This is a genomic window from Enterococcus columbae DSM 7374 = ATCC 51263, assembly GCF_000406925.1.
GTDB lineage: Bacteria > Bacillota > Bacilli > Lactobacillales > Enterococcaceae > Enterococcus_E > Enterococcus_E columbae.
This window is the reverse complement of the sequence record NZ_KE136349.1, coordinates 198,274-220,699: the sequence shown is the minus strand read 5'-3', so window position 1 is coordinate 220,699 and position 22,426 is coordinate 198,274. Positions and strand designations below refer to the sequence as shown.

23 protein-coding genes are annotated in these 22,426 nt (G+C 32.6%); 22 read left to right on the top strand and 1 reads right to left on the bottom strand.

The genetic code is table 11. The features are described from left to right. Positions 1-7 precede the first annotated feature (7 nt). The 21 genes from RK02_RS08770 (at position 8) to RK02_RS08670 (ending at position 20,756) form a co-directional block, all read left to right on the top strand. Positions 8-403, top strand: a complete 396-nt coding sequence (locus RK02_RS08770) for a chemotaxis protein CheW (RefSeq protein ID WP_016183879.1) — start codon at positions 8-10, stop codon at positions 401-403. 22 nt (positions 404-425) lie between these two features. After that, positions 426-1,448: a flagellar motor switch protein FliM gene (fliM, locus tag RK02_RS08765; protein ID WP_016183878.1), complete on the top strand. Its 1,023-nt coding sequence runs from the start codon at positions 426-428 to the stop codon at positions 1,446-1,448. Beyond that, positions 1,448-2,581 carry a flagellar motor switch phosphatase FliY gene (gene fliY / locus RK02_RS08760; RefSeq protein ID WP_016183877.1) on the top strand — a complete coding sequence of 378 codons (1,134 nt, stop codon included), beginning with the start codon at positions 1,448-1,450 and terminating at the stop codon, positions 2,579-2,581. The genes fliM and fliY overlap by 1 nt, the downstream gene beginning before the upstream one ends. A gap of 231 nt (positions 2,582-2,812) precedes the next feature. Beyond that, a complete protein-coding gene (gene flgM / locus RK02_RS08755) occupies positions 2,813-3,085 on the top strand; it encodes a flagellar biosynthesis anti-sigma factor FlgM (protein ID WP_016183876.1) in 273 nt (90 codons plus the stop codon). An 11-nt stretch (positions 3,086-3,096) separates the two neighbouring features. Then, the gene (locus RK02_RS08750; protein ID WP_016183875.1) at positions 3,097-3,456 is read left to right on the top strand and encodes a flagellar protein FlgN; all 360 of its coding nucleotides are present in this window, start codon (positions 3,097-3,099) and stop codon (positions 3,454-3,456) included. A 19-nt stretch (positions 3,457-3,475) separates the two neighbouring features. Further along, positions 3,476-4,930 carry a flagellar hook-associated protein FlgK gene (gene flgK / locus RK02_RS08745; RefSeq protein WP_016183874.1) on the top strand — a complete coding sequence of 485 codons (1,455 nt, stop codon included), beginning with the start codon at positions 3,476-3,478 and terminating at the stop codon, positions 4,928-4,930. Between the two features lie 5 nt (positions 4,931-4,935). Next, entirely contained in the window at positions 4,936-5,847 is a 912-nt protein-coding gene (locus RK02_RS08740; RefSeq protein WP_016183873.1) for a flagellin N-terminal helical domain-containing protein, read from the top strand. A 345-nt stretch (positions 5,848-6,192) separates the two neighbouring features. After that, the gene (locus tag RK02_RS08735) at positions 6,193-7,008 is read left to right on the top strand and encodes a flagellin N-terminal helical domain-containing protein (RefSeq protein WP_016183872.1); all 816 of its coding nucleotides are present in this window, start codon (positions 6,193-6,195) and stop codon (positions 7,006-7,008) included. 82 nt (positions 7,009-7,090) lie between these two features. Continuing rightward, the gene (locus tag RK02_RS08730; protein ID WP_016183871.1) at positions 7,091-9,247 is read left to right on the top strand and encodes a glycosyltransferase; all 2,157 of its coding nucleotides are present in this window, start codon (positions 7,091-7,093) and stop codon (positions 9,245-9,247) included. 18 nt (positions 9,248-9,265) lie between these two features. Beyond that, on the top strand, positions 9,266-10,744 hold the full coding sequence (gene fliD, locus RK02_RS08725; RefSeq protein ID WP_016183870.1) for a flagellar filament capping protein FliD: 1,479 nt from the start codon (positions 9,266-9,268) through the stop codon (positions 10,742-10,744). Positions 10,745-10,756: 12 nt separating this feature from the next. Beyond that, positions 10,757-11,071, top strand: a complete 315-nt coding sequence (locus tag RK02_RS08720) for a hypothetical protein (RefSeq protein WP_016183869.1) — start codon at positions 10,757-10,759, stop codon at positions 11,069-11,071. A gap of 21 nt (positions 11,072-11,092) precedes the next feature. After that, positions 11,093-11,461 carry a flagellar export chaperone FliS gene (fliS, locus tag RK02_RS08715; protein ID WP_016183868.1) on the top strand — a complete coding sequence of 123 codons (369 nt, stop codon included), beginning with the start codon at positions 11,093-11,095 and terminating at the stop codon, positions 11,459-11,461. A 133-nt stretch (positions 11,462-11,594) separates the two neighbouring features. Next, positions 11,595-12,668 carry a pyridoxal-phosphate-dependent aminotransferase family protein gene (locus tag RK02_RS08710; RefSeq protein WP_018451754.1) on the top strand — a complete coding sequence of 358 codons (1,074 nt, stop codon included), beginning with the start codon at positions 11,595-11,597 and terminating at the stop codon, positions 12,666-12,668. 17 nt (positions 12,669-12,685) lie between these two features. Beyond that, the gene (locus tag RK02_RS08705) at positions 12,686-13,495 is read left to right on the top strand and encodes a LicD family protein (protein ID WP_245555711.1); all 810 of its coding nucleotides are present in this window, start codon (positions 12,686-12,688) and stop codon (positions 13,493-13,495) included. Between the two features lie 73 nt (positions 13,496-13,568). Then, positions 13,569-14,939 (top strand): adenylyltransferase/cytidyltransferase family protein, encoded by a 1,371-nt coding sequence (locus RK02_RS08700; protein WP_016183865.1) that lies wholly within the window; start codon positions 13,569-13,571, stop codon positions 14,937-14,939. Further along, the gene (locus tag RK02_RS08695; protein ID WP_016183864.1) at positions 14,932-16,896 is read left to right on the top strand and encodes a hypothetical protein; all 1,965 of its coding nucleotides are present in this window, start codon (positions 14,932-14,934) and stop codon (positions 16,894-16,896) included. The genes RK02_RS08700 and RK02_RS08695 overlap by 8 nt, the downstream gene beginning before the upstream one ends. Positions 16,897-17,173: 277 nt before the next feature. Continuing rightward, positions 17,174-17,935: a flagellar motor stator protein MotA gene (gene motA / locus RK02_RS08690; RefSeq protein ID WP_016183863.1), complete on the top strand. Its 762-nt coding sequence runs from the start codon at positions 17,174-17,176 to the stop codon at positions 17,933-17,935. A gap of 21 nt (positions 17,936-17,956) precedes the next feature. After that, a complete protein-coding gene (locus RK02_RS08685) occupies positions 17,957-18,724 on the top strand; it encodes an OmpA/MotB family protein (protein ID WP_016183862.1) in 768 nt (255 codons plus the stop codon). Positions 18,725-18,738: 14 nt separating this feature from the next. Continuing rightward, positions 18,739-19,506 carry a C39 family peptidase gene (locus RK02_RS08680; protein ID WP_016183861.1) on the top strand — a complete coding sequence of 256 codons (768 nt, stop codon included), beginning with the start codon at positions 18,739-18,741 and terminating at the stop codon, positions 19,504-19,506. A gap of 56 nt (positions 19,507-19,562) precedes the next feature. Next, on the top strand, positions 19,563-19,787 hold the full coding sequence (locus tag RK02_RS08675) for a hypothetical protein (protein WP_016183860.1): 225 nt from the start codon (positions 19,563-19,565) through the stop codon (positions 19,785-19,787). A gap of 180 nt (positions 19,788-19,967) precedes the next feature. Continuing rightward, complete coding sequence (locus RK02_RS08670) at positions 19,968-20,756, top strand: GNAT family N-acetyltransferase (protein WP_016183859.1); 789 nt, start codon at positions 19,968-19,970, stop codon at positions 20,754-20,756. Between the two features lie 197 nt (positions 20,757-20,953). Here RK02_RS08670 and RK02_RS08665 read toward each other — a convergent pair whose 3' ends face one another. Continuing rightward, positions 20,954-21,157 carry a hypothetical protein gene (locus RK02_RS08665; RefSeq protein WP_016183858.1) on the bottom strand — a complete coding sequence of 68 codons (204 nt, stop codon included), beginning with the start codon at positions 21,155-21,157 and terminating at the stop codon, positions 20,954-20,956. Positions 21,158-21,456: 299 nt separating this feature from the next. On the opposite strand from RK02_RS08665, the gene RK02_RS08660 reads away from it, so the two are divergent. Then, complete coding sequence (locus RK02_RS08660) at positions 21,457-22,305, top strand: aldo/keto reductase (protein ID WP_016183857.1); 849 nt, start codon at positions 21,457-21,459, stop codon at positions 22,303-22,305. Positions 22,306-22,426 lie beyond the last annotated feature (121 nt).

Here is a 22,426-nt window from a genome sequence, read left to right as displayed (position 1 = left end):
ATTGATTATGCAAATGATTTTATTTCAAATGAATCAACAACATTTCTTAATCTCAGCTGATTCTGTCGAAGAAGTTATTGATACAGTAAAGATTACTGATGTACCCTTAGCACCACGTTGGATTGAAGGATTAATTAATCTACGAGGAACGGTATTGACAGTTGTGAATCTTTCACGTTTAATAGGTATGGATACAGCTGCTGAAAATCGCAATATCCTCATCATGAAACAAAATGATGAACGCAAGGGATTGCTGATTGAAGAAGTGATTGAAGTGATTGACATTCAAGAAGAAGATATCCAGTTAAATGCAACAGAAAAATTTGATTACTATTCTGGTATTGTGAAATTCAAAGACCAGATTGCTAATATTATAACCGTCAATCATTTGATTTTTGATTAATTGTTACAAAGGGGGGACTTGAGTGGATCAAGTATTATCACAACAAGAAATAGATATGCTCTTATCGGCAATGAGTAATGGTGAGCTGATTGAAGAGCAGCCTAATTCTGTTGTTGAAGAGCAGCCAAAAGCGAAAAAGTATGATTTTCGTAGACCAGTCAAATTATCAAAAGAATATATTAATACCTTGCACATGGTCTTTGAAGATTATGCCAAGTTAGCCAGTACCGCCTTATCTACTAAATTACGTACCAATGTAATGATGCAGGTGGCGGCGATTGAACAGGTTAGTTATGATGAGTTTATCCACTCAATTCCTCGATTTACTTTACTTGGTGTCACCCAGTCTAGACCGATGAATGGCTTGCAGATTTTGGAAATTAATCCCCAGCTAGCAATGCTTTTTATCGAATTATTATGTGGGGGACTAGAGGTGATTCTTGCTCGCAAGGAAAAGGACGAAGCGATTTTAGAAGAAACGGATAAAAAGAATTTTACCGATATTGAGTTATCAATTTTAAATGAAATCGTTGAATTATATACACAGGTCTTTATAAGCTCTTGGAAGGATATTGTCGAGTTAGATACCACGATTGAATCCTTAGAGACGAATCCTCAGCTCTTGCAAACAATGTCCCCTAACGAACCGGTGACGTTGATTACCTTCAACTTTAGAGTGTTTGAGGTGGATAGCTTTGTCAACTTATGTATTCCTTACGTTTTCTTTGAAGGGATGATTGACAAGTTAAGTATCCGTAACTGGTTTGATGCCAACCGTGTAGATAATGAACATGATGCAGAATATCTGCAAAAGAGTTTAAATCATGTGGAGTTAGAGTTAAGTGTTCATTTAGGCGATGCCCATATGCAACTTTCTGAATTTTTACAACTAGCCCCTGGTGATCTAATCAAACTAGATCGAAAAATTACTGATCCATTGACTAGCTATGTAGAAGGTAAGCCGTTTTATCGTGTGAAACCAGGTAAACGCGAGGAAAACATAGCGATAGAATTAATTGATCCGTTAGAAGGAGAGGAAGAATAATGAGCGATAGTTTATCACAAGAAGAGATTGATGCCCTATTAAATGGTGGCATGACTGAGTCGAATACAGCTAATGAGGACGCTTCAGCCAATCAATCTGAAAACGAACAATTATTATTTGATATTATCGGTGAAGTGGGTAATATCTCTATGTCCCAAGCAGCTACTGCTCTTTCTTCTATTTTAAATCGCCGTGTGAGTATCACAACTCCGCGTGTATCTAAAATAAAGTTCCAAGAAATTTTAGATAGTCTGGCTGCACCGAAAGTTGCCACTACCGTTGAATTTAAGGAAGGCTTATTTGGTACCAACCTAATGCTTTTAGAGGTTAGGGATGCTATCGTGATTGCCGATTTAATGATGGGTGGTGAAGGAAATCCGGTAAGTCAAGAATTCACGGAATTAGAATTAAGCGCAGTTGCCGAAGCGATGAATCAGATGATTGGTTCAGCTTCGACCTCAATGGCAACGATGACTAATCGTAAAGTAGATATTTTCCCACCAAATGTGAATTTGTGGGAAGAAGGAATGACGATTGAAACCCAAAGTATTCAGCCACAAGATTCAATTTATAAAATTTCTTTTGATTTAAGTGTTGAAGGAGTCATTGAAAGTGAAATCATGCAGATTTTCAGTGAGGAAGTCGTGCGTGATATTGAAAAGGCGATGCTTGCGGATGAAGCCAAGGACTTACGTCAAACGGCACCCGTTCAAGAAAGCACTCCACAAGTAGCAAGTACACCTGTTGAGCAGCCTGCACCAACACCTGCACCTGAACCGGTGGCAAGCGTGCAGCCAACTCAGACCGTGCAACGTCCGGTTGAGGTTAGTAAGCCAGCCTTTCAAACCTTAACATCCAATGCAATGAATGATGGGGATAACTTGGATTTAATCTTAGATGTGCCACTCGATTTAAGTGTCATCTTAGGTCGTAGCAAGCGAACCATTAAAGAGATTTTGTCGCTAAACACAGGTTCTGTTATTGAGCTAGATAAATTAACGGAAGAGCCACTGGAAATTTTACTAAATGGTAAATTGATTGCAACTGGGGAAGTAGTGGTCATCAATGAAAACTTTGGGGTAAGAATTACGAATATTCTTTCACAAAAACAACGAATTTCCAATCTACGTTAATGAAAAATCTACTGAAAAATAATAATGTTATCATTATATATCGCTGAAAAACCTTGATAAGTAAAGGATTTCGTAAGATTATATAATGATGATCGACAATCATTTGGAAAATGTTTACAAATTAATTTGAAAATGATAACAAAAAAGTTGAATCTTAGGGTTTAACTTTTTTTGTTTTTGGACGATAATGGTAATGAACTGAAAAATTAGGATGAAAGTGAGGGAATTCATATGAAAATTGAAGGTAGATATACCAATTACGACCGTTACACAACTAATCGTCCGGTGCATACAAGTGAAATTAAAGATGATACATTAAAAATTAGTCAAGCCAGTCATTTAGATTTATCAGAGAGCGTGCAAAAAATTCGCCAAGAGGCTAGTCATACCCATGCAACGAATGCGCAAAAGATTGCTGAATTAAAGGCTGCGATTAAAGAGGGTAGCTATCAAGTATCAGCTAAAGAGATTGCTGCAAGTATGGTTCAAGCAATGCATAGCTAAGAGGAAGCTTTATGAATACAAATGAATTTGAAATCAAATTAGCTAGCTTTTTGAGCTTGTTAAAAAAAGAACGTAAGGTGTTAATTAAAGGCGACGCACTAAAATTAGAAGAGATTTTAGCGAAGAAGCAGCCGTTTGTTTCCTTATTTAATGACTATCAAGGCGAGATTACCGAAAAAATGCGCCAATTAATTAGTGAAATCCAAACGCAACAAGAAGAAAATCTATTGCTAACGCAGCAAGCGATGAGTTTTCAAGATATGTTATTAGATACATTAAAGTCGGGAATCAAAAAGGCAAATAAGACAACGTATGGTGGGCAGACAAATTATGGAGTCGCCCCAACAACCTTAATCGACACCGAAGCATAAGGATATAGGAGGAGAAGAGATGTCTGGTTTATTTGGGACATTGAATGTGGCAACTTCTGGCTTAAATACTAGTCAAATTGCTTTACAAACAAGTGGACATAATATTTCAAATACGACAACGGATGGTTATTCTAGACAACGTACAAACCTTCAGACAACCAATCCTTATACAATTACTGGTGTAGGACAGGTTGGGACAGGCGTGAAGGTAAAAGATATCACGCGTGTAGTGGATGATTTTGTTCGTCAACAAACTCGTGAAGCCAATTCTATGTCTAAGTTTTATGAAGAAAAGGCAGATGCTCTCGGTCAATTGGAAGATTATTTTGGAGAACCATCTGATTCAGCTTTGTTAAAACAAATGAACACGATTTATGATGCTTGGTCAAAATTATCAAGCAACCCAGAGTTAGGTACGAGTAAAACGCTGGTGGTTGAAAATAGTTCAACTTTTACTACAACATTAAATGAAATGGCAACCAATATTGAGCAATTAAAATCGGATGTAGATACTTCAGTTGCCAATAGTGTTTATAATCTAAATCAACGAATTGCAGAATTAGAAACCTTAAATCAAAAAATTGCGGATAATTCGTTAACAGCTGGCACGAGTAATGATTTATTAGACCAACGTGATCGCTTATTAAAAGATATCTCCAGTATGGCTGATATTTCTACAACCTTTGACAAATATGGTCGAGTAAGTGAATTAAAGGTTGGCGATACTAAGATTTTAGATACCGATCATCGCATTCCGATGAGTGTAGTGATGTCTTCAGTAAACGGCAGTACCCAAATCGCGGTTGAAGGGGATCGGACTAAGGTCGTTACGATTCAAAGTGGCGATGTCAACGGGGGTCCTTTGGTGGTTTATAATGCTGAAACCGGCAAATACGATCAAATTACCGTAAGTAAAGGACAAATCGGTGGACAATTAGCTGCCAGTCAAGAAATTAAAGAGCGTTATCAAGAGTTCAATCAATTTGTAGAAAAAATGGCGACTAAAATGAATGAAACTTATGGGGATAATGGCAATAATGGCCCATTCTTTGATTTAGGAAATGATCCGGAGAATATTGCAAAGAATCTAAAGGTTAATGCAGAGCTACAAGCTGATCCAAGTAAGTTAATGGCAGGGATGGGCACTAATCCAAATGCTGGTGATGGTCGTCTAGCCAAAAACGTTGCCTTAAGTTTTTCAGCCAAAGACGAGCAAGGGATGACCTATGCGGAACATTACAATGATATCATCACTAAAAATGGAATTTCTAAATTAAAGGCAGACAACACCGTTAAGGCTCAGCAAACGGTTTTGGACCAATTAGAAAACCAAGATGCCTCTATTTCAGGTGTCAATATTAACGAAGAAGTATCTAATGTCATTCGTTTTTCTCAAGCATTCCAGGCAAATGCCCGTGTTTTACAGACCGTTTCGGAAATGCTAGATACATTAATTAATCGAACAGGAGCGTAGAGTAAATGAGAATTTCAACCAATTCAGCCTATGTTGATTTTTTGAAAAATTTAAGTACAGCTGATACTCGTGCGCACAAAACGATGGATCAACTATCCAGCATGAAGGAAGTCAGCAAATCTTCAGAAGATCCATTGGCTGTTTCTAAAATTATGAACTTTAATGTTGCGATTGATCGTAATGAAACCCAAGCTTTAGAAATCAAAGACAGTATTTCTTGGAGTAATTCACAAGATAGTGTGTTGGCTAGTGTGAGTAATTCGATGCTACGAATTCGCAATCTAATTCAATCCTCAGCGAATGCAACCAATTCAACAGATGAATTAGCGGCGAATAAAGCAGAAATCCAGCAAAATATTGAAGGTATCGTTGAAGCACTAAATACCAATTATGATGGTCGTTATCTTTTTGCTGGTGATAAGACGACGGAACCACCTTTTGCTGTGCAAAAGGATGCTAATGGTGAGACCATTGGCATTAGCTATAATGGTTCAAACGTGAATTTACCAAGAGAGATTGCCGATGGGGTAACGGTGAATCTAGTGACAGACGGTAATTTACTGATGCATCAACAAGGTGGTAATGATTTGAATACTTTCTTTAATAAAGTCATGACTGCCTTTAAAAATGATGATCGTACAGCTTTTGCAGGAGATTTGATGAAAGAAGCGGATGTTTATCGCGATAATTTTGTTAACGTGAGAACGAAGATTGGCTCAGTCTATAATCGTTTACAAGCGGCTTCTGATCGAAATGCTGCTGAGAACCTGAATCTAAAAGAAGGTCTCTCCAATCGTCAAGATGTCGATGTAACGGAGAAATATATGGAATTTCAAAATCAAATGTTAGCCTATAAAGCGACCATGTCAATGGGTACTAAGATTATGCAAACAACGATTTTGGATTATGTGAGATAAAAATGTTTTTATAAGCAGAGAGTTGGTTTTTAGACTAATTCTCTGTTTTTTTATCATCTTTATATTTAATCTAATTATTAACAATTAGCACAAAAATTGGAATAGTTAAGTCAAAAAAAAACTTTACAATGTTGTTAAACGAATGAAAACGTCTGTCAATCAAAAATTTTTTCAAAAAAGACTTAAACTCTAAATGCTATTTACCGATGATATTGGTGTGAGAGTTATTGGAGAAATTGTTATTAAGGATAAAAAATATTTTTCAAAAAAGACTTAAACTTTTAACAAAACTACCGATTATACTCTTTGAAAAGAATAAAAAGAAAATCTTAGGAGGAAATTCACATGAGAATTAATACAAACGTAGCTGCAATGAATACTTATGGTCGTTTAACTTCTGCTAATGCTTCAAAAGCAAGCTCATTAGCAAAATTATCATCTGGTTTACGTATCAACAAAGCTGGGGATGACGCTGCAGGTTTAGCAATTTCAGAAAAAATGAAAGGCCAAATCGGTGGGATGAAACAAGCAAAACGTAATGCGCAAGATGGTATTTCATTAATCCAAACTGCTGAAGGTGCGTTAAACGAAACTCACAGCATGTTAGGTCGTATGCGTGACCTTGCAGTTCAAGCACACAACGGTACTTTAACTGCTGATGACAAAACGCAAATTACTAAAGAATTTGATCAATTGAAGAAAGAAATCACTCGTGTTGCAACTGATACAGAATTTAACACATTGAAATTATTCTCTGGTAATTCTGCTACAGGCACAACTGCTTTCAAATTCCAAATCGGTGCCAATGATAACCAAACAATTTCAGTATCAATCGGTGGCATGAATGCAACAGCTTTAGGTGTAAATAACTTAACTGCTGGTGGAACAAATGCAATGAGTATTATCGATAAAGCAATTAATACTGTATCAACACAACGTTCAGAATTAGGTTCAGTTCAAAACCGTTTAGAACACACAATTAATAATTTAACTTCTGCAACCGAAAACTTATCAGATGCTAACTCACGTATCCGTGACGTAGATATGGCTGAAGAAATGATGAGCTTCACTAAATCTAACATCCTTTCTCAAGCTGCTACTTCAATGTTGGCTCAAGCAAATTCAATGCCAAACAGTGTATTAAGCTTATTACAAGGTTAATTAATTGTTTAGACTTAAATTATATGAAAAATAGTCGATTTACTTTGGTGAATCGACTATTTTTGTTTTGGGGAGAAGATAAATGATTACAGGAATTGAGATAAATCAACCAGGAAGAATTAACCGTATTGCCAGGGGTGAATGTCTTTTAAGTATTTCGCTATTGGTCTCTAATAACATTCAGACAATTGAAAAATGTATGGAATCTATTCGACCATTGCTAGAACAAGTTCCTAGTGAATTGATTATTGTGGATACTGTTGGTGAAGAAAAGAGCGATGGTTCGTTAGCGATTGCTAGAGAGTATGCCGATAAAATTGTGCATTTTGAATGGTGTGATGATTTTGCAGCGGCTAGAAACGCAGGATTAAGAGAATGTCAAGGTCAATGGTTTATGTACTTTGATGATGATGAGTATTTTGATAATGTGACTGCGCTTATTGATTTTTTTAGTGATGAAAGTAAATATAATTATTATCGTGCGGTGGAGATTCAAGGAAGAGATTATATTGATTATACAGGTAATAAATACAATCTGCGCAAATCATTACGTTTATTTCGTTTAGTTGAAGGAGCCACTTTTCAAGGGAAAATTCATGAATATTTTGTTCCTACAACTGTTCCTATGTATGAAACATCCGTTTTTGTACACCATTTTGGTTATGTACATGTATTAGATAAAACCAATCGAAATGAATCCTTATTAGAAAAAGAAGTGGAAAAGGATTGTTTAAATTTTGCTGCTTGGTTGCAGATGATTATTGCTTTACCTGGAAGTCAGTTAATCAAAAAAATTCAATTATCTGAGCAAGCATTGGTTGCTTTTGATTCCCAGCAGTTTAGTGACTTAGCTTTTTTTCAACAAAAAGCATTAATTGATATCATTGTATTTTTAGCGGAATTTTATCAAAAATCAGGGAATATTCCTCAATCTACTGTAGTATTGGAAAAATATCATTACTTATTAAAAAAGAATCAGTTTTTTGAAGGGCTTGAGACGTATATTCGATTTATTAATCAATTAACCTTATGTAACTATAGTAAAGCAATTGATTATTTTATAAGAATACAAGAAATTATTCAATATTATCAAAAAAATATGCAGGAATATTTTGAGATTTATACACCGATGCATATGGAGTATTTGAGTAAGGAATCATTAAAGTATTGCTTTAAATTATTGATTGCTACTTTGGAGTCTAGCTACAATTATGCTTTATTATGTTCTATCTATAAAAAAATTGATTTTAAATTAATTGATTATTTAGAACAAAAGACAATTCTTTCATTTATAAAGGCAAGTATTTCAGAAAAAAATCAGGGTGTATTCTTATCTTTGCATAAATTGTGTGTAGAAAAAAATATCGAAATTGAATTTATTCAGCTTTGTCAAACTATACAATTTGATTTAAAAAAAGAGGAGAAATTACAATTAAGCAAATGGTTGAGTGAGATTCAAAGTGAATCTTGTTATTTTGTCTATCAAAAATATAAGATAAATAATAAGGCATGCTTTGAAAAATTAAAAGCAACTGTTCAAAATTATGAGCCTGGAATTGAAGAATATTTGATTACGTTGATTCAAAAAGAGATTTCGCCATATTATATTCTAAAAACAGCTAATCAGAATGAATTAGATACTTTTTGTTACTTTATAGATCGTTATTTCTCTCAGGATTTTCATTCAAAAAATCAGTTTATCTTTTCTTTGGCAGAAACTATGCAAGATACAGTAGTTGGCAATTATCTGGTTTATCAATTGTTAAAACTAATTGTTTTAAATCCGAGTACAACTACTAATGAACTGAACCAATATGTGGATAGCTATCTTAACTATGGACAACAATTAGTTATCCAATTGTATAATGAAAAAGTATTTATTGAAGAAACAATGTTACTACCAGCAGAATATCATTGGTTAGCACTTTTAGAACAAGCTTTGCAATGTAAAGAGAACCAACAATATATTGAATACATTCAACTATTAAAAGAAGGATTAATGATTTATCCAGAATCTAAGGAATTGGTTAACAAATTGCTTGCGTCTGCTGAACAAGATTTACGAAAACAGCAAAGTATTGAAGATGAATTATCTCGATTAGCTAGTCGAGTAAAACAGGATATTTTAAAACTAATTAGTGAAGGAAATTTAACTGAAGCCAAAGTATTATATCAGGAATTGGTTGAAATTACCCCAAATGATGAAAATTTAAAAATTATACAAAATTTACTAAAATAAAATAAGGAGAGAGATTTTATGGCGACAATTACAAGTTCATCGGGAATTAGTAGTACATTAGGAACATACAGTGGAATAGGTTCTGATCAAATTGATAAATTGATTGAAGCTGAATCAGTTGGTAAATTACGCGCTCAATCCAGAATAAGTAGTGTAGAGTCTCAAAAAACAGCGTATAGTGATGTGCGTTCACGATTAAGCAATTTATTAAGTAAATTAAAAGATTTAACCAACTCGGAGACTTTTGCAAGTAAGAAAGAGACTTCATCAAATGAAGCAATTGCAACCATTTCTGGGGGAACTTCATCAATTGCTGGAACTTATGATTTACAAGTAAGTCAATTAGCAACAAATACACGTTTAGTCGGGGCAAAAATAGCAGATAATGCTAAAATAGCCATGAATGCTACTGGGACACTTAACTTAATTTCAAGTAAAGTAGATAGTGAAGGAAATAATCTTACTTTTGATATATCAATATCAGATACAGATACTTTATCTGATATTGCGAATAAAATTAATAAAAAATCAACTGATTCGGGTATTTCAGCAGTAGTGATGGATGGTCGTTTAGTATTAAGTAATACAGAAACTGGCGAGAAGAGTATAGCTGTGGGTGATAATGCTGTATCACAAGCTTTAGGTTTAAGTACAAGTGCAACTAATAATGCTGCCCAATTAACCTTAGGAAAAAATGCTTTTTTCTCTGTTAATGGTGTAAAGATGTCTAGTCAGAGTAATAATGTAAGTGACCTGGTAGATGGTGTCACACTGACTTTAAAGCAAACAACGGCAGAAAATACTACTGTTCATCTAGAATTAACTGATGATGTAGACAAGACAGTCTCAGCAGTACAAAGTTTTGTTGATCAATATAATAGTACGTATTCATTAATCGATGATTCACTAGATGTAGGAACGCCTAAAGTATCCACAGATACTAGCTCAAGTACTAATAAACAAGGAGCTTTAGTTGGTGATTCATTGATGATGCGTTTACAAACGCAATTAAGAAGTTATGGTTCAGCTAATCCTGCCGATAGCACATTAAAAGTAAATCAAATTGGTATCTCAATTGATCGTAATGGTGTGATGACTCTAGATCAAAGTAAGTTGAAAAAAGCTTTGACGGATAATCCTAATGCGGTGAAAGAATTTTTCAATGGTCCAGATCAAAACGATTCTACTGCTTCTTCGACTTCAAATAGTACCACAACTCCATCGGGTTATGCTGGAAATATGTTGCAACTATTAAACGGTTACTTAGAAGATAGTGTAAGTAGTTCGGGACAAACAATTAAAGGGTTATTAAAGAGTAGAACAGAAAGCTTTGATTCGCTGATTAAAGATTTAAATAAACAAATTGAACGATTTGATGATTATTTGACAACTAAACGTACCTACTATGTAAATATGTTTACCAAACTTGATGCAGCTATGATGCAAGCAGAAGAGCAGATGAAATATTTTACAGCTCAAAGCGGTAATAATAATTAGCGAGTAAAATATATGAATGAAAAATTACAGCAAACATTATCTTTATTACAAGAATTAAATCAACAATCGTCTCTAATTGAAAGTAGTGAAACTTTTGATAAAATTGCTGATTTATTTGAAAACTTTCAGAGTAATTTAGAGATTTTATCAGAGGAAGATACTGAATTATTAATGCAAATTACTGCTTTGTATCAAAAAGTAATCAGTCGAGGAAATGAAGAAAAAAAAGCTTTTTCTAAAGAGATTGCTAGAATTAATCAATCTGGAAAAAAAGCTAAAACCTATATTCCGTTAGAAGAATTATCAGGAATTGAATTAGAATATTAGTAGATAAGGAAAGATAAAACAATGAATTATTCAGTATATCAAAATAATTATCTCGCAAACGAAGTGATGCAAGCCTCACCAAAACGATTAATCGAATTATTATTGGAAGGTTGTATCAAAAATTTAAAACAAGCGGCTTTAGCAATTGATAGAGAGGATGTCAATTTAGCTCACAACAAGTTAGTTCGAGCGCAAGATATTATTTCTGAATTGCGTTATAGCATTAATGAAGAAGTCGGCGGCGAGGTTGCCCAACAATTTATCCAGCTATATGAGTATATCAATAATCAACTGCTACTAGCTAATCTTAAAAAGGACAAGGTAGTTGTTGAAAAAATCGAAGGTATGGTTGAAGAATTACTAGCTACCTGGAAACAATTGGAAGTGTAATTTTGTGTAAATACAGAGCAATATTAATTTCTAACATATATAAATAAGGATATAATGAAAAGTAGCAGAGTAAAAAAAAATCAACGTCGATTTTACTCTGCTTTTTAAATAATAATTAAAGTGGTGAAAATAAATGTTAAACTTTACAGTTGGACCAGTTCAAATGAGCGATACAATTAGACAAATAGGTTTTGAACAAATTCCTTATTTTAGAACTGAGGAATTTTCTAATCTTATGTTGGAATGCAATAGACTTATGCTTAGATTTTCTGATGCTCCCGATGGATCTCAATCATTATTTTTAACTGGTTCTGGTAGCTCCGCTATGGAAGCCTCAATAATGAATTTGTTTAATAAAAATGATAGATTATTGATTGTAAATGGTGGAAATTTTGGAGAAAGATTTGTTAAAATTTGTAAAATCCATAAAATTCCATATCAAGAAATTAAATTGGAATACGGACAGCCTTTAAGAGAATTGGATTTAGAGAAGTATGCCAATAAAAAATATACAGGATTTTTGGTAAATATTCATGAGACTTCAACAGGTATATTATACGACCTGGATTTAATTAGTGATTTTTGTAATAGGAATAATTTATTTTTGGTTGTAGATGCTATTAGTTCGTTTTTAGCAGATTCTTTTTCTATGAAAAAAAATAATGTCCAAGTTATGATTACAGCCTCTCAAAAAGCTTTAGCATGTCCCCCGGGAATAGGGATTATTGTAGTGACTCCAGAAGCAATTGATCGAATAAAAAGAAATAAAGTAAGTAGTCTATATTTTGATTTAAACGAGTATTTAAATAATTCATATAGAGGACAAACTCCTTTTACTCCTGCTGTTAGTATACTAATTCAGTTGTATAGTCGATTAAGAGAGATTGATAATAATGGAGGGGTTGATACTGAAATATCCCGTGTACGTATGCTAGCTCAGCATTTTAGGAAAGAAATTGAATCTTTGCCTCTTAAAATACCTTTTTTATCATTATCAAACGCTATAACCCCAATTATTCCTGAGAATATTTCGGCTTATGAATTATTCGTAATATTAAAAAATGAGTATGATATTTGGGTTTGTCCAAATGGTGGAGAGCTGAAAGATAAAATTTTTAGAGTTGGACATATTGGTTTTTTAAATATAGAAGATAACGAAAAGTTAATTTTAGCGTTTAAGGATTTATGCAGAAGGAATATTTTATAGAGGTGTTAAACGTAGAAATGGAACATTTAACAGACAATAAGTTGCGCAAGTTACAATTAACAGAGTTGGAACTTTTAAAGGAAGTAGATAGAATATGTAGAAAAAATAATATTGACTATTCTTTATATGCAGGTACTTTATTAGGGGCGGTTAGACATAAAGGATTTATTCCATGGGATGATGATGCGGATATAGCTTTTAGACCAAAAGAGTATCAAAAATTTTTTGAAGCATGCAAAAATGATTTAAATACAGAAAAATTTTTTCTACAGGATTATCGTACCGATCCTAATTATAGATGGGGCTATGCAAAACTCAGACGAAAAAATTCAGCATTTATACGTAAAGGTCAGGAACATATGAAATATCAAAATGGAATTTGCATTGATTTGTTTGTACTCTATAATGTTCCAAATAATATCTTGTTACGTATATTTTATAATTTTATTTTTTTGATAATTAGAAAATGCCTATACTCTGAGGCTGGAATGGTGAGCGCACCACATACTCTTTTGCGAATATGGTACAGAATATTGTATATTATACCAAGAAATTTAATATTTTCTTTTGCAAATAAATTAATATATAAACAACCGTCAGAATTAATTAGTCAAATGTATTATCCAAACCTTAAAAGATGCAAATACGGTATTCCTGCGTATGCAATGGAGGAATTTACAGAATTAGAGTTTGAAGATACTGTTTTTAAAGTATTTAAAGAATATGATAAAATATTAAAATTTATCTATGGTGATTATTTAATGTTACCCCCAAAAGAAAAAAGAAATAGTCATAATCCTACTGTAAAAATTATTTTCCCAAAATAATTATTTGAGTCTTAAATAATAAAAAAATATTTTATGTACTGTTTAAATTTTTCAAAAAGGAATGAGACGTACAATGATTAAGGTAATTACATATGGCACATACGATTTGTTACATGAAGGGCACATTAATCTTTTAAAAAAAGCAAAAGCATTAGGAGATTATTTAATTGTCGGAGTGACAACTACTGATTTTGATAAAAATAGAGGAAAAATCAATGTTCAACAGTCTTTAATGGAGAGGATTGAAGCTATTAAAGAATTAGGTCTTGCAGATGAAATTATAATTGAAGAGTATGAAGGTCAAAAAATTGATGATATAAAAAATTTAAATATCGATATATTTACTGTCGGATCAGATTGGAAGGGAAAATTTGATTATTTAAAGGAATATTGTGAAGTTGTTTATTTACCTCGCACTGAAGGAATATCTAGCTCAGATATCAGAAGTAAACAAAAAAGATTAAAGCTAGGTTTAGTAGGTGAAACACTTATCCGTAAATTCAAGCAAGAATGCACATTTGTTAATGGTGTTGATGTAGTTGGTGTTTGTTCAACCTTTAGATATTTAGAAAAATCAGTATTTGATGATATTTCATTTATTACAAGTAATTACAGTGAATTACTTGCTAGAGTGGATGCTATATATATTGAGGGGCATCCGAATGACCGTTATTTTTTAATAAAAAAAGCTTTAGAGTGTGGAAAGCACGTATTATGTGAATCACCAATTGCACAAAATGCCAAAAAATATGATGAATTATTAAAGATAGCTGATACAAACAAATGTGTATTAATGGATGCAATTAAAACAGCATACTCCACAGCATACTCACGTCTTTTTTTGTTATTAAAAAGTGGAATTATTGGAGATGTAGTTTCTATAGATGTAACTTGTACTAGTTTAGCTGATAAAAACTCTATTAGTGGATTAGATGTAAAAACAAAGTGGAATTCTATGACTGCGTGGGGTCCAACAGCTATGTTGCCAATTTTTCAGTTATTAGGAATAAATTATCAATCTAAAAAAATTATTACACATTATTTAGATTGTAATAAAACATTTGATTTATTTAGTAAATTGATTTTTATCTATTCAAATTCTGTTGCAACAATTACGATAGGTAAAGGAGTTAAATCAGAAGGAAGTATGGTTATTACTGGAACAGAGGGATATATTTATGTGCCTGCACCATGGTGGAAAATGGATTATTTTGAGGTGAGATTTGAAGATTATAGAGAAAATAAACGCTATTATTATACCTTGGAAGGTGAAGGAATTCGTTATGAAATTATCGCGTTTATTAATCAGATCAAAAGTTATAACTCAAAAATTATGAATATATCAGCGCAAGTATCTAGGGAAATATGTAGGACGATACAGGATTTTAATGATAAAAAAGATGTAATTGAAATTAGACAAAAAGGATTAAATGATAATGGATAGAAATAATGTCAGATTACTAATTAAAGAAGCAACTTTTGATACTGATACGATTTACTGTGTTGCTAGTGAGATTAATTTACTTTTTTCAATTAATTTAGCTACTCAAAAAATTTGTTTAATTGATTGTTTACCTATTGACCTTTATTCATCGTTAAAATCTATGAATTTTAATGATGGAAAACTAGAATTTTTAGTAGAAGAAGATGAGCAAAATTATTGTTTTTTGTTAAAAGAACAACACTGGGTTAAAATAGAAAGTACAACTTGTTTAAAAAATTTTTCTATAATCGATAGTAACTTGAAATTAAATTTTGAGAAAAAATTAACTGATAATAAAATACTAACTCAAGATAATGAGGGATATATTTATATTGATAATATAAAAATACCTACTATTATAAACGGAAATGAGGTGGAAAAAATTTTGAAGAAACACGACTTAGAATTGCCTAATTGTGGAAAATTAGTTAAGGAAGGTATGACATTTAATTTAAATGATTCATTAGCTTTATTTTTAAATAGGACAGACTCTATTTCTAAGACTCAAACTAAAAATGGTTTAAAAATATGGCAAAGTATTTGTAGTCAAATTGATGAAAATAATACTATTTCATTCCAAATAAAAAATAAAATGAAGCATTTACTTCAATTGATGACTGAGCTTCAAAAAATCCTTTTTCATTCTTTGGAGAATAAGCGTTTTGATGATGCAATAAAGGCTATGGAGAGTAATCATGAAGGCATGGATGACTTGTTGAAGTTTGCTAGAAAGGTCGAGTTACCCTTAACTTCTTTTGAAGAGTCTGTTAATGAATATAAACAATTAATTTATGCAGTTTATTATCTGATAGAGAATAACAAACCTATAAATTTAAACCAAATTATAGTTAGTTTTACAGATACACTTTCAAAAATAAATTCTATAGTTAACGAGATAGATACTAAAATAAGCATTATTTTTATGCCATATAAAGCTTCTATGTGGAGCGCGCTAGAGTCTATCTGGCAATCTGCAATTTCTGATAAAAAAGCTAAGGTAAGAGTAATGCCAGTGCCATATTTTGAGAAAAATAGCGATGGGAGCTTTGACAATATTGTCTATGAAGGTGCTGATTTCCCCAAAAATGTCGATGTGTTTTCTTATGAAAATTTAGACTGGGATAGCGAATTAGTAGATGTTATTTTCATACATAATCCTTATGATGAAAATAATAGGATAACTAGTATTCATCCTGATTTTTATATTTCTAATTTAAGAAAAATAACGCAAAAAGTTGCTTATACACCATATTTTGTACATATGGAGCCCTCTAAGAATGATGCTGCTGCATATGAAAATATTAAACATTATGCCTTAACTTCAGGTGTTGTACAAGCGGACTATATTTACTTGCAATCTGATAATATAAAAAATTATTATACCACAGTGCTTACTGATATATATGGAAATGAAACGAAAGATTATTGGGAATCAAAAATTTTTGCATATGGTTCACCTATGATTGATAAAATACTTCAAATAAAAAATAGCAAAATTGATTTGCCAATAGAATGGAAAGAAAAGTTGTATAGTGAAAAAGGCGAAAAGAAAAAAGTTGTATTATATAATACTAGTATTGGAGCTTTTTTAGAAGATTCAGAAAATATGCTGTATAAAATAAAAGATACAATTGATTTTTTTGCCAATGAAGATGAATGTGTTCTTTTATGGAGACCACACCCACTTATGAAAACAACAATAAAAGCAATGAGACCTGAACTATTAGAACTGTATAATTTAATTATTGATAAATATTTAGAGGAGAATAGTGGTATTTATGATGTCTCTGCAGATGTAAATCGTGCTGTTGCAATAGCAGATTTATGTTATGGCGATCCAGGAGGATTAATTCCTTTAAGTCAACAAATCAATGTTCCTGTACTTATTCAAAATGCAAAATTTTTGAATGTACATTAAATGTCAAATTTACATTAACAAACAGGCATGCGAATATCGCATGCCTGTTTGTCGAAATATGGGAAAAGATAATTTACATTACTTGAAACGGCTAATTTAAAGTGTGCAATTTTTAGCGCACGCTAATTTATATCGGTAGAAAAAATCATAGTTTAACGCTTTAAAATAAAATAATTTGCATAATTTTTCACATTTTTTCTAATTTTAGATATTGAATTTATCGATCTTTCTCCGATAAATTAATTGTTAAACTTTTTCTTGGGGGGAAATTTACATTATGGATATCTTTTTAATTATCGGGATTATCTCGGGATTTTTATCCGTTGTTATCGGAATGATTGTAAAGGGAGCGGATGTAGCTGTATTAATTAATCCAGCAGCTATCATCATCATTTTTGGTGGAAGTGCAGCCGCTTTGATTAATTCATATCCGATGAATGAGATTAAACGTTTACCGAAAATCTTTGGAGTACTTTTTAGCAATAAAGAAGTGAAGAGTGATGAATTAATTCAGTCCATTATTGAGATGGCGAATATGGCTCGTCGTGATGGTTTATTAGCTTTAGAATCACAAGTGAATGCTTTAGAGGATCCTTTTTTAAAGAAGGGGTTGGAAATGGTGGTTGACGGTATGGATGCTGAGCAGATTCGTGAAATACTTGAAACTGAAATTGCAGGGATTGAGGAACGACATCACTCGGCTGCAGCAATGTTTAAAACACTGGGTTCTACCTCACCAACGTTGGGGGTTTTGGGAGCCGTAATTGGTTTGATTGGGGCATTAGGAAACTTAAGTGATGTGGAAGCTTTAGGTCACATGATTAAAGCAGCCTTTGTAGCCACTCTATATGGGATTTTCTTTGGTTATGTAATGATGATTCCATTTGCTTCACGGTTAAATTCTAAATCTGCTGAAGAAATACAACAAAAGATGATTATTTTAGAAGGGGTAATGGCGATTCAAGCCGGTCATTCACCAAAGAATATTGAAAAACAATTAAATAGCATTATTGCGCCAGATCAAAGAAAAGAAAATTAATTATTAAAGAAGGAATCAGTGATGAAACGAAAAAAGAAACATGAAGAACATGTCGATGAAGCCTGGTTGCTTCCTTACTCAGATATGATGACTTTACTGTTAGCTTTGTTTATTGTATTATTTGCAATGGCGAAAGTGGATACAGCCAAGTTTAATGAATTTAGAAGTGAATTTACTGAGATTTTTTCAGGAATTGGTACGTCTAGTGGAAAAGCAGTGATTGGTAATGCCGCTGATCCGAACTTACCAGTGAAAGAACAAAAAACTAAGGAAAGCGAAGAAGCTAAAGAAGCAGCTGTGGCGATGAAGTTAGAAGATAAACAATTGGCAAAATTACGTGAACAATTGGAAAAATCCTTAGACTCAACAGAAATTGCTGATGATGTATCCGTAGATTTAAAATCAGATGGCATTCACATTGCTTTATCCAGTAAAATTTTATTTTCATCGGGAAGTGCGGATTTAACTGATGATGTGAAAAAGAATTTAACGATTGTTGGTGAACATTTCAAAGGATTAGACCAAGATTTTATTATCGCTGGTTATACCGATAATCGTCCGGAAAATGGTCGCTATGCTTCTAACTGGGAATTGTCAGCTGCGCGTGCCATTTCGGTAATGAACTTTTTTATCAATAACGGAATGATTGCTAGCAATAAGGTCTCTATTCAAGCCTATGCTGAAAATAAACCCAAAGCGACGAATAGCACGGATGAAGGACGCTCAATTAATCGACGAGTAGAAATCATCATTCATAAGTTATATGCAGCCAATGGTCAAACCTCGTAAAAGGAGTTGAGCAGATGAAACGTAAGTCATTAATTGGTAAAGCTAGTCTAGTCTTGTTAGCTTCTTTTAGTTTGGTGATGTTTTCAAAGCCAACTGCTAAACAACAGGTTAGCGCCAATAGCGAACAACAGCAGGGGTTTCATCAAACAATTCAATCGATTAGTCAAGTAAATCAGCCGACCTATTCCACCATTCTTTTAGATGTTCCTTTGGAGAATCAAAATGCTGGGGATAGGTTAGAAAACGGCTGTGAAGTAACGGCCTTATCGATGTTACTGCAATATTATGGCTATCAGACGAATAAAAATGAATTAGCTCAAAGATTAAATTATGTTCCATTTAATGTGGATGCCCATACTTATGGAAATCCATACGAGGGTTTTGTAGGGAATATTCAATCAGGCAAGCAAGCGATGGGGGTATTTGTTGAGCCGATTGCTAAATTAGCTAAGGACTATGTGCATGATGATGTTACCGTTCATAGTGAGAAGTTAAGTTTTACACAGATTATCCAGCTTTTACAACGGGATATCCCTGTTTGGAGCTTAGCAACGGTGAATCTAGTTGAACCGACTGATCAAGATTTTATTGATTGGCCAACGACTAGTGGAGTGATTAAGGTAACACCATTAATTCATGCTGTTGTATTAACTGGAATGGATCAAGAATTTATCTATGTCAATGATCCTTATGGAATAAAAAATAGACCTGTCAAGATTGACACAATGCAAAAAATATTTGAAAGATTAGGACAACAGTCCTTGTATTTAACCATAAATTAGACGTATACTTAAGTAGGGAATGAGTGTTAAACACTTACAAGAGGGGGATTTCAAATATGTTTGGTGACATAATAGGTTTATCGTTAGATGATGTAGAATTAATGAATGTTGAAGATCAATATGTTGAGTTTGTACAAGCTCAAGAGTTGCCGAAGTCATGGACAACCGCCAAAAAAATTCATGCCAAAGAAAGAGGTCGACTAACTAAAAACGGTCAGGAGATTGAAATGAAATTTCGTACATTGAATTATCAAATTGTAAGACGTGAAAAGAAAAATTAATGAATAGTTACCAATCTTAATGTAATAATTTTTTATACATTATTGATTGGTATTTTTTTCATTTTTTGTTTGATGGTGAACTGTATTAACAAAGCAGGCACATATTATTACACTAAGATTATGATTTAATATTATAAAAATGAAAGACAATAAATAGACTACTATTTGAGGTGAAATTTCATGATTAAGCATATTATAAATGAATATGAGATATCTAATATATTAGAATATATTGATGATAAGTATCACGAGTCTATTTATTTATATTTAAATATAAATAAATATGGGTTGAGAAATTCTAAAATTAAAGTGTGGATACAATATAATGACAATGATATAGAGTCTGTTATTTTGAAATACTATACAGGATTGCATATTTATTCTCGAAAAAAAATATTTAATATTAGAGAATTATGTCAGTTAATCTATTCAGAAAATCCTACTATCATTTGTGCAGAAAGAAGTATAATCGTTAAACTTGGTAATTTATTGCCTGATTATAAAATAAAATTTGGGTTTATTGCTCAATATCAGCGTCAAAATTCTTTTGATTTTGAATTGAAAAGTAATATTGTTCGAGCATTGCCTCAGCATTATGATGATATGATAAAAATGTTACTACAAGATGAGATAGGAAAAACTTATACGTATAGTGATTTAAAAGACCAAATTACAAACCGAATTGCCGATAATTATTCAAGAAGTTATTGTATTTATAATGGAGATAAACTTGTGGCACAAATAAGCACGGGTGCTGAGGAATCTGGTGTTGCAACACTGTCCTATGTAATGACGGATTCTCATTATAGAAATAAAGGTTATGCAAGTGAATTGGTAAAACATTTATCAGAGGAACTTAGTAAGGAAGAGTTTAAAGTTTATCTAATTTACTATGATGAAATTGCCAGTCAGTTATATAAAAAGATGGGTTTTGAGGATATTGGATTGTTAGGAAAATTATATAAGTAGTTTAAAAATATTTTGTTTTTTTATAGATAATAACTATATACCTCAAATTTAAAAATTTTATCAATAGAGTCTCCTTTTTAATTCTGAGAAGCAAGGGAGACTCTATTGATATGTGGTTAATTTTTGGTATTCAGAGTATGAAATTTATTTTTACATTCTCAATTCTCTTTAACTTTAAAATCGTGGTAAATAGTAGGTTAAAGTCGTATATTTGTTGTAAAGTATCCAAATTTGTATAAACTACTTTTTTTACCAAGTTCTGGTGTTCGTCCACGTGCTTTAGCATGTACCCGTTTTGAGACAGTGAAGGGGTGTTCGTCTATCATTAATTTTGCAAAAAGAGACAAATGCATGGAATCCAAGGTAGTTACTTTATCAACAACATTTTTTTGTGGTTTCATCAATCATCCCTCTTTTCTATCTAAAATATCGGAAGGGTTTTCCCTTCCGATTAATATTATACCGTTATTTGATGTATATTCAATTTAAATGATTTTCATTCGTGTTATTTAATTTGTTTTTTTAGTTCTAAATAAACGAATTTGTGCTGATTTTATATTTTATTTAAATAATAAAAGTTGTTTTTATTGTGTTATATTAATTGATATAGATTGTTGCAAACGTCAAACAGAAAAAGTGCATTTTATAGTTGATAGGTGTAGAATATAGATGTAATTTTTATAAATGAGGAGTGAGTGCGATGAGTTTAACTTCAACTTACAAACTAGCTAATGGTGAGAAAATCCCAGTTGTTGGTTTTGGAACTTGGCAGACACCGGATGGACAAGTGGCTGAAGACTCGGTTTTAGCAGCTTTAAAAGCAGGTTATCGTCACATTGATACGGCGATGATTTATGGTAATGAGGCATCAGTCGGTCGTGCAATACATAAAAGTGGCGTTCGTCGTGATGAATTATTTGTAACGACGAAGCTATGGAATACTGATCATACATATGAACGTGCAGTAAAGGCCATTGATACTTCTTTACAAACGCTTGGTTTAGATTATCTTGATTTATACTTAATTCACTGGCCAAACCCAGTTGCTTTTAGAGAAAATTGGCAAGATGCGAATAGTGAAGCTTGGCGTGCAATGGAAGAAGCAGTTAAGGCTGGTAAAATTAAATCAATTGGTGTTTCTAATTTTATGCCTAGACATTTGGATGCATTGTACAAAACGGCCAAAATTAAACCAGTTGTTAATCAAATTTATTTGAATCCAAGCGATCAACAAAAAGAAGTGGTTGCTTATAATCAAGCACACGATATGATAAGTGAAGCATATAGTCCTTTAGGTACAGGAAACTTACTAGCTGTGCCTGAGTTGGTAGCATTAGCAGAAAAATATGAAAAATCAGTTGCCCAAGTGACTTTACGCTGGAGCTTACAAAAAGGCTTTTTACCATTGCCAAAATCGGTAACTCCTACACGTATTGTTGAAAATGCTCAATTATTTGATTTTGAGCTATCTGCTAAAGATATGCAAGCAATCGATGCTTTGCAAGGTGTAGCCGGACAAGCAAAAAATCCCGATGAAACAACCTTCTAATTTGTAACTATCTACTGCTCTAAGACTGACGATTGTTTACCAAACAACGCCAGTCTTTTTATTTAAGGATTTAAGGATGTGAAGCAGCTTGCTCAGACACGAGCGGATAAGTTTTCCAGAC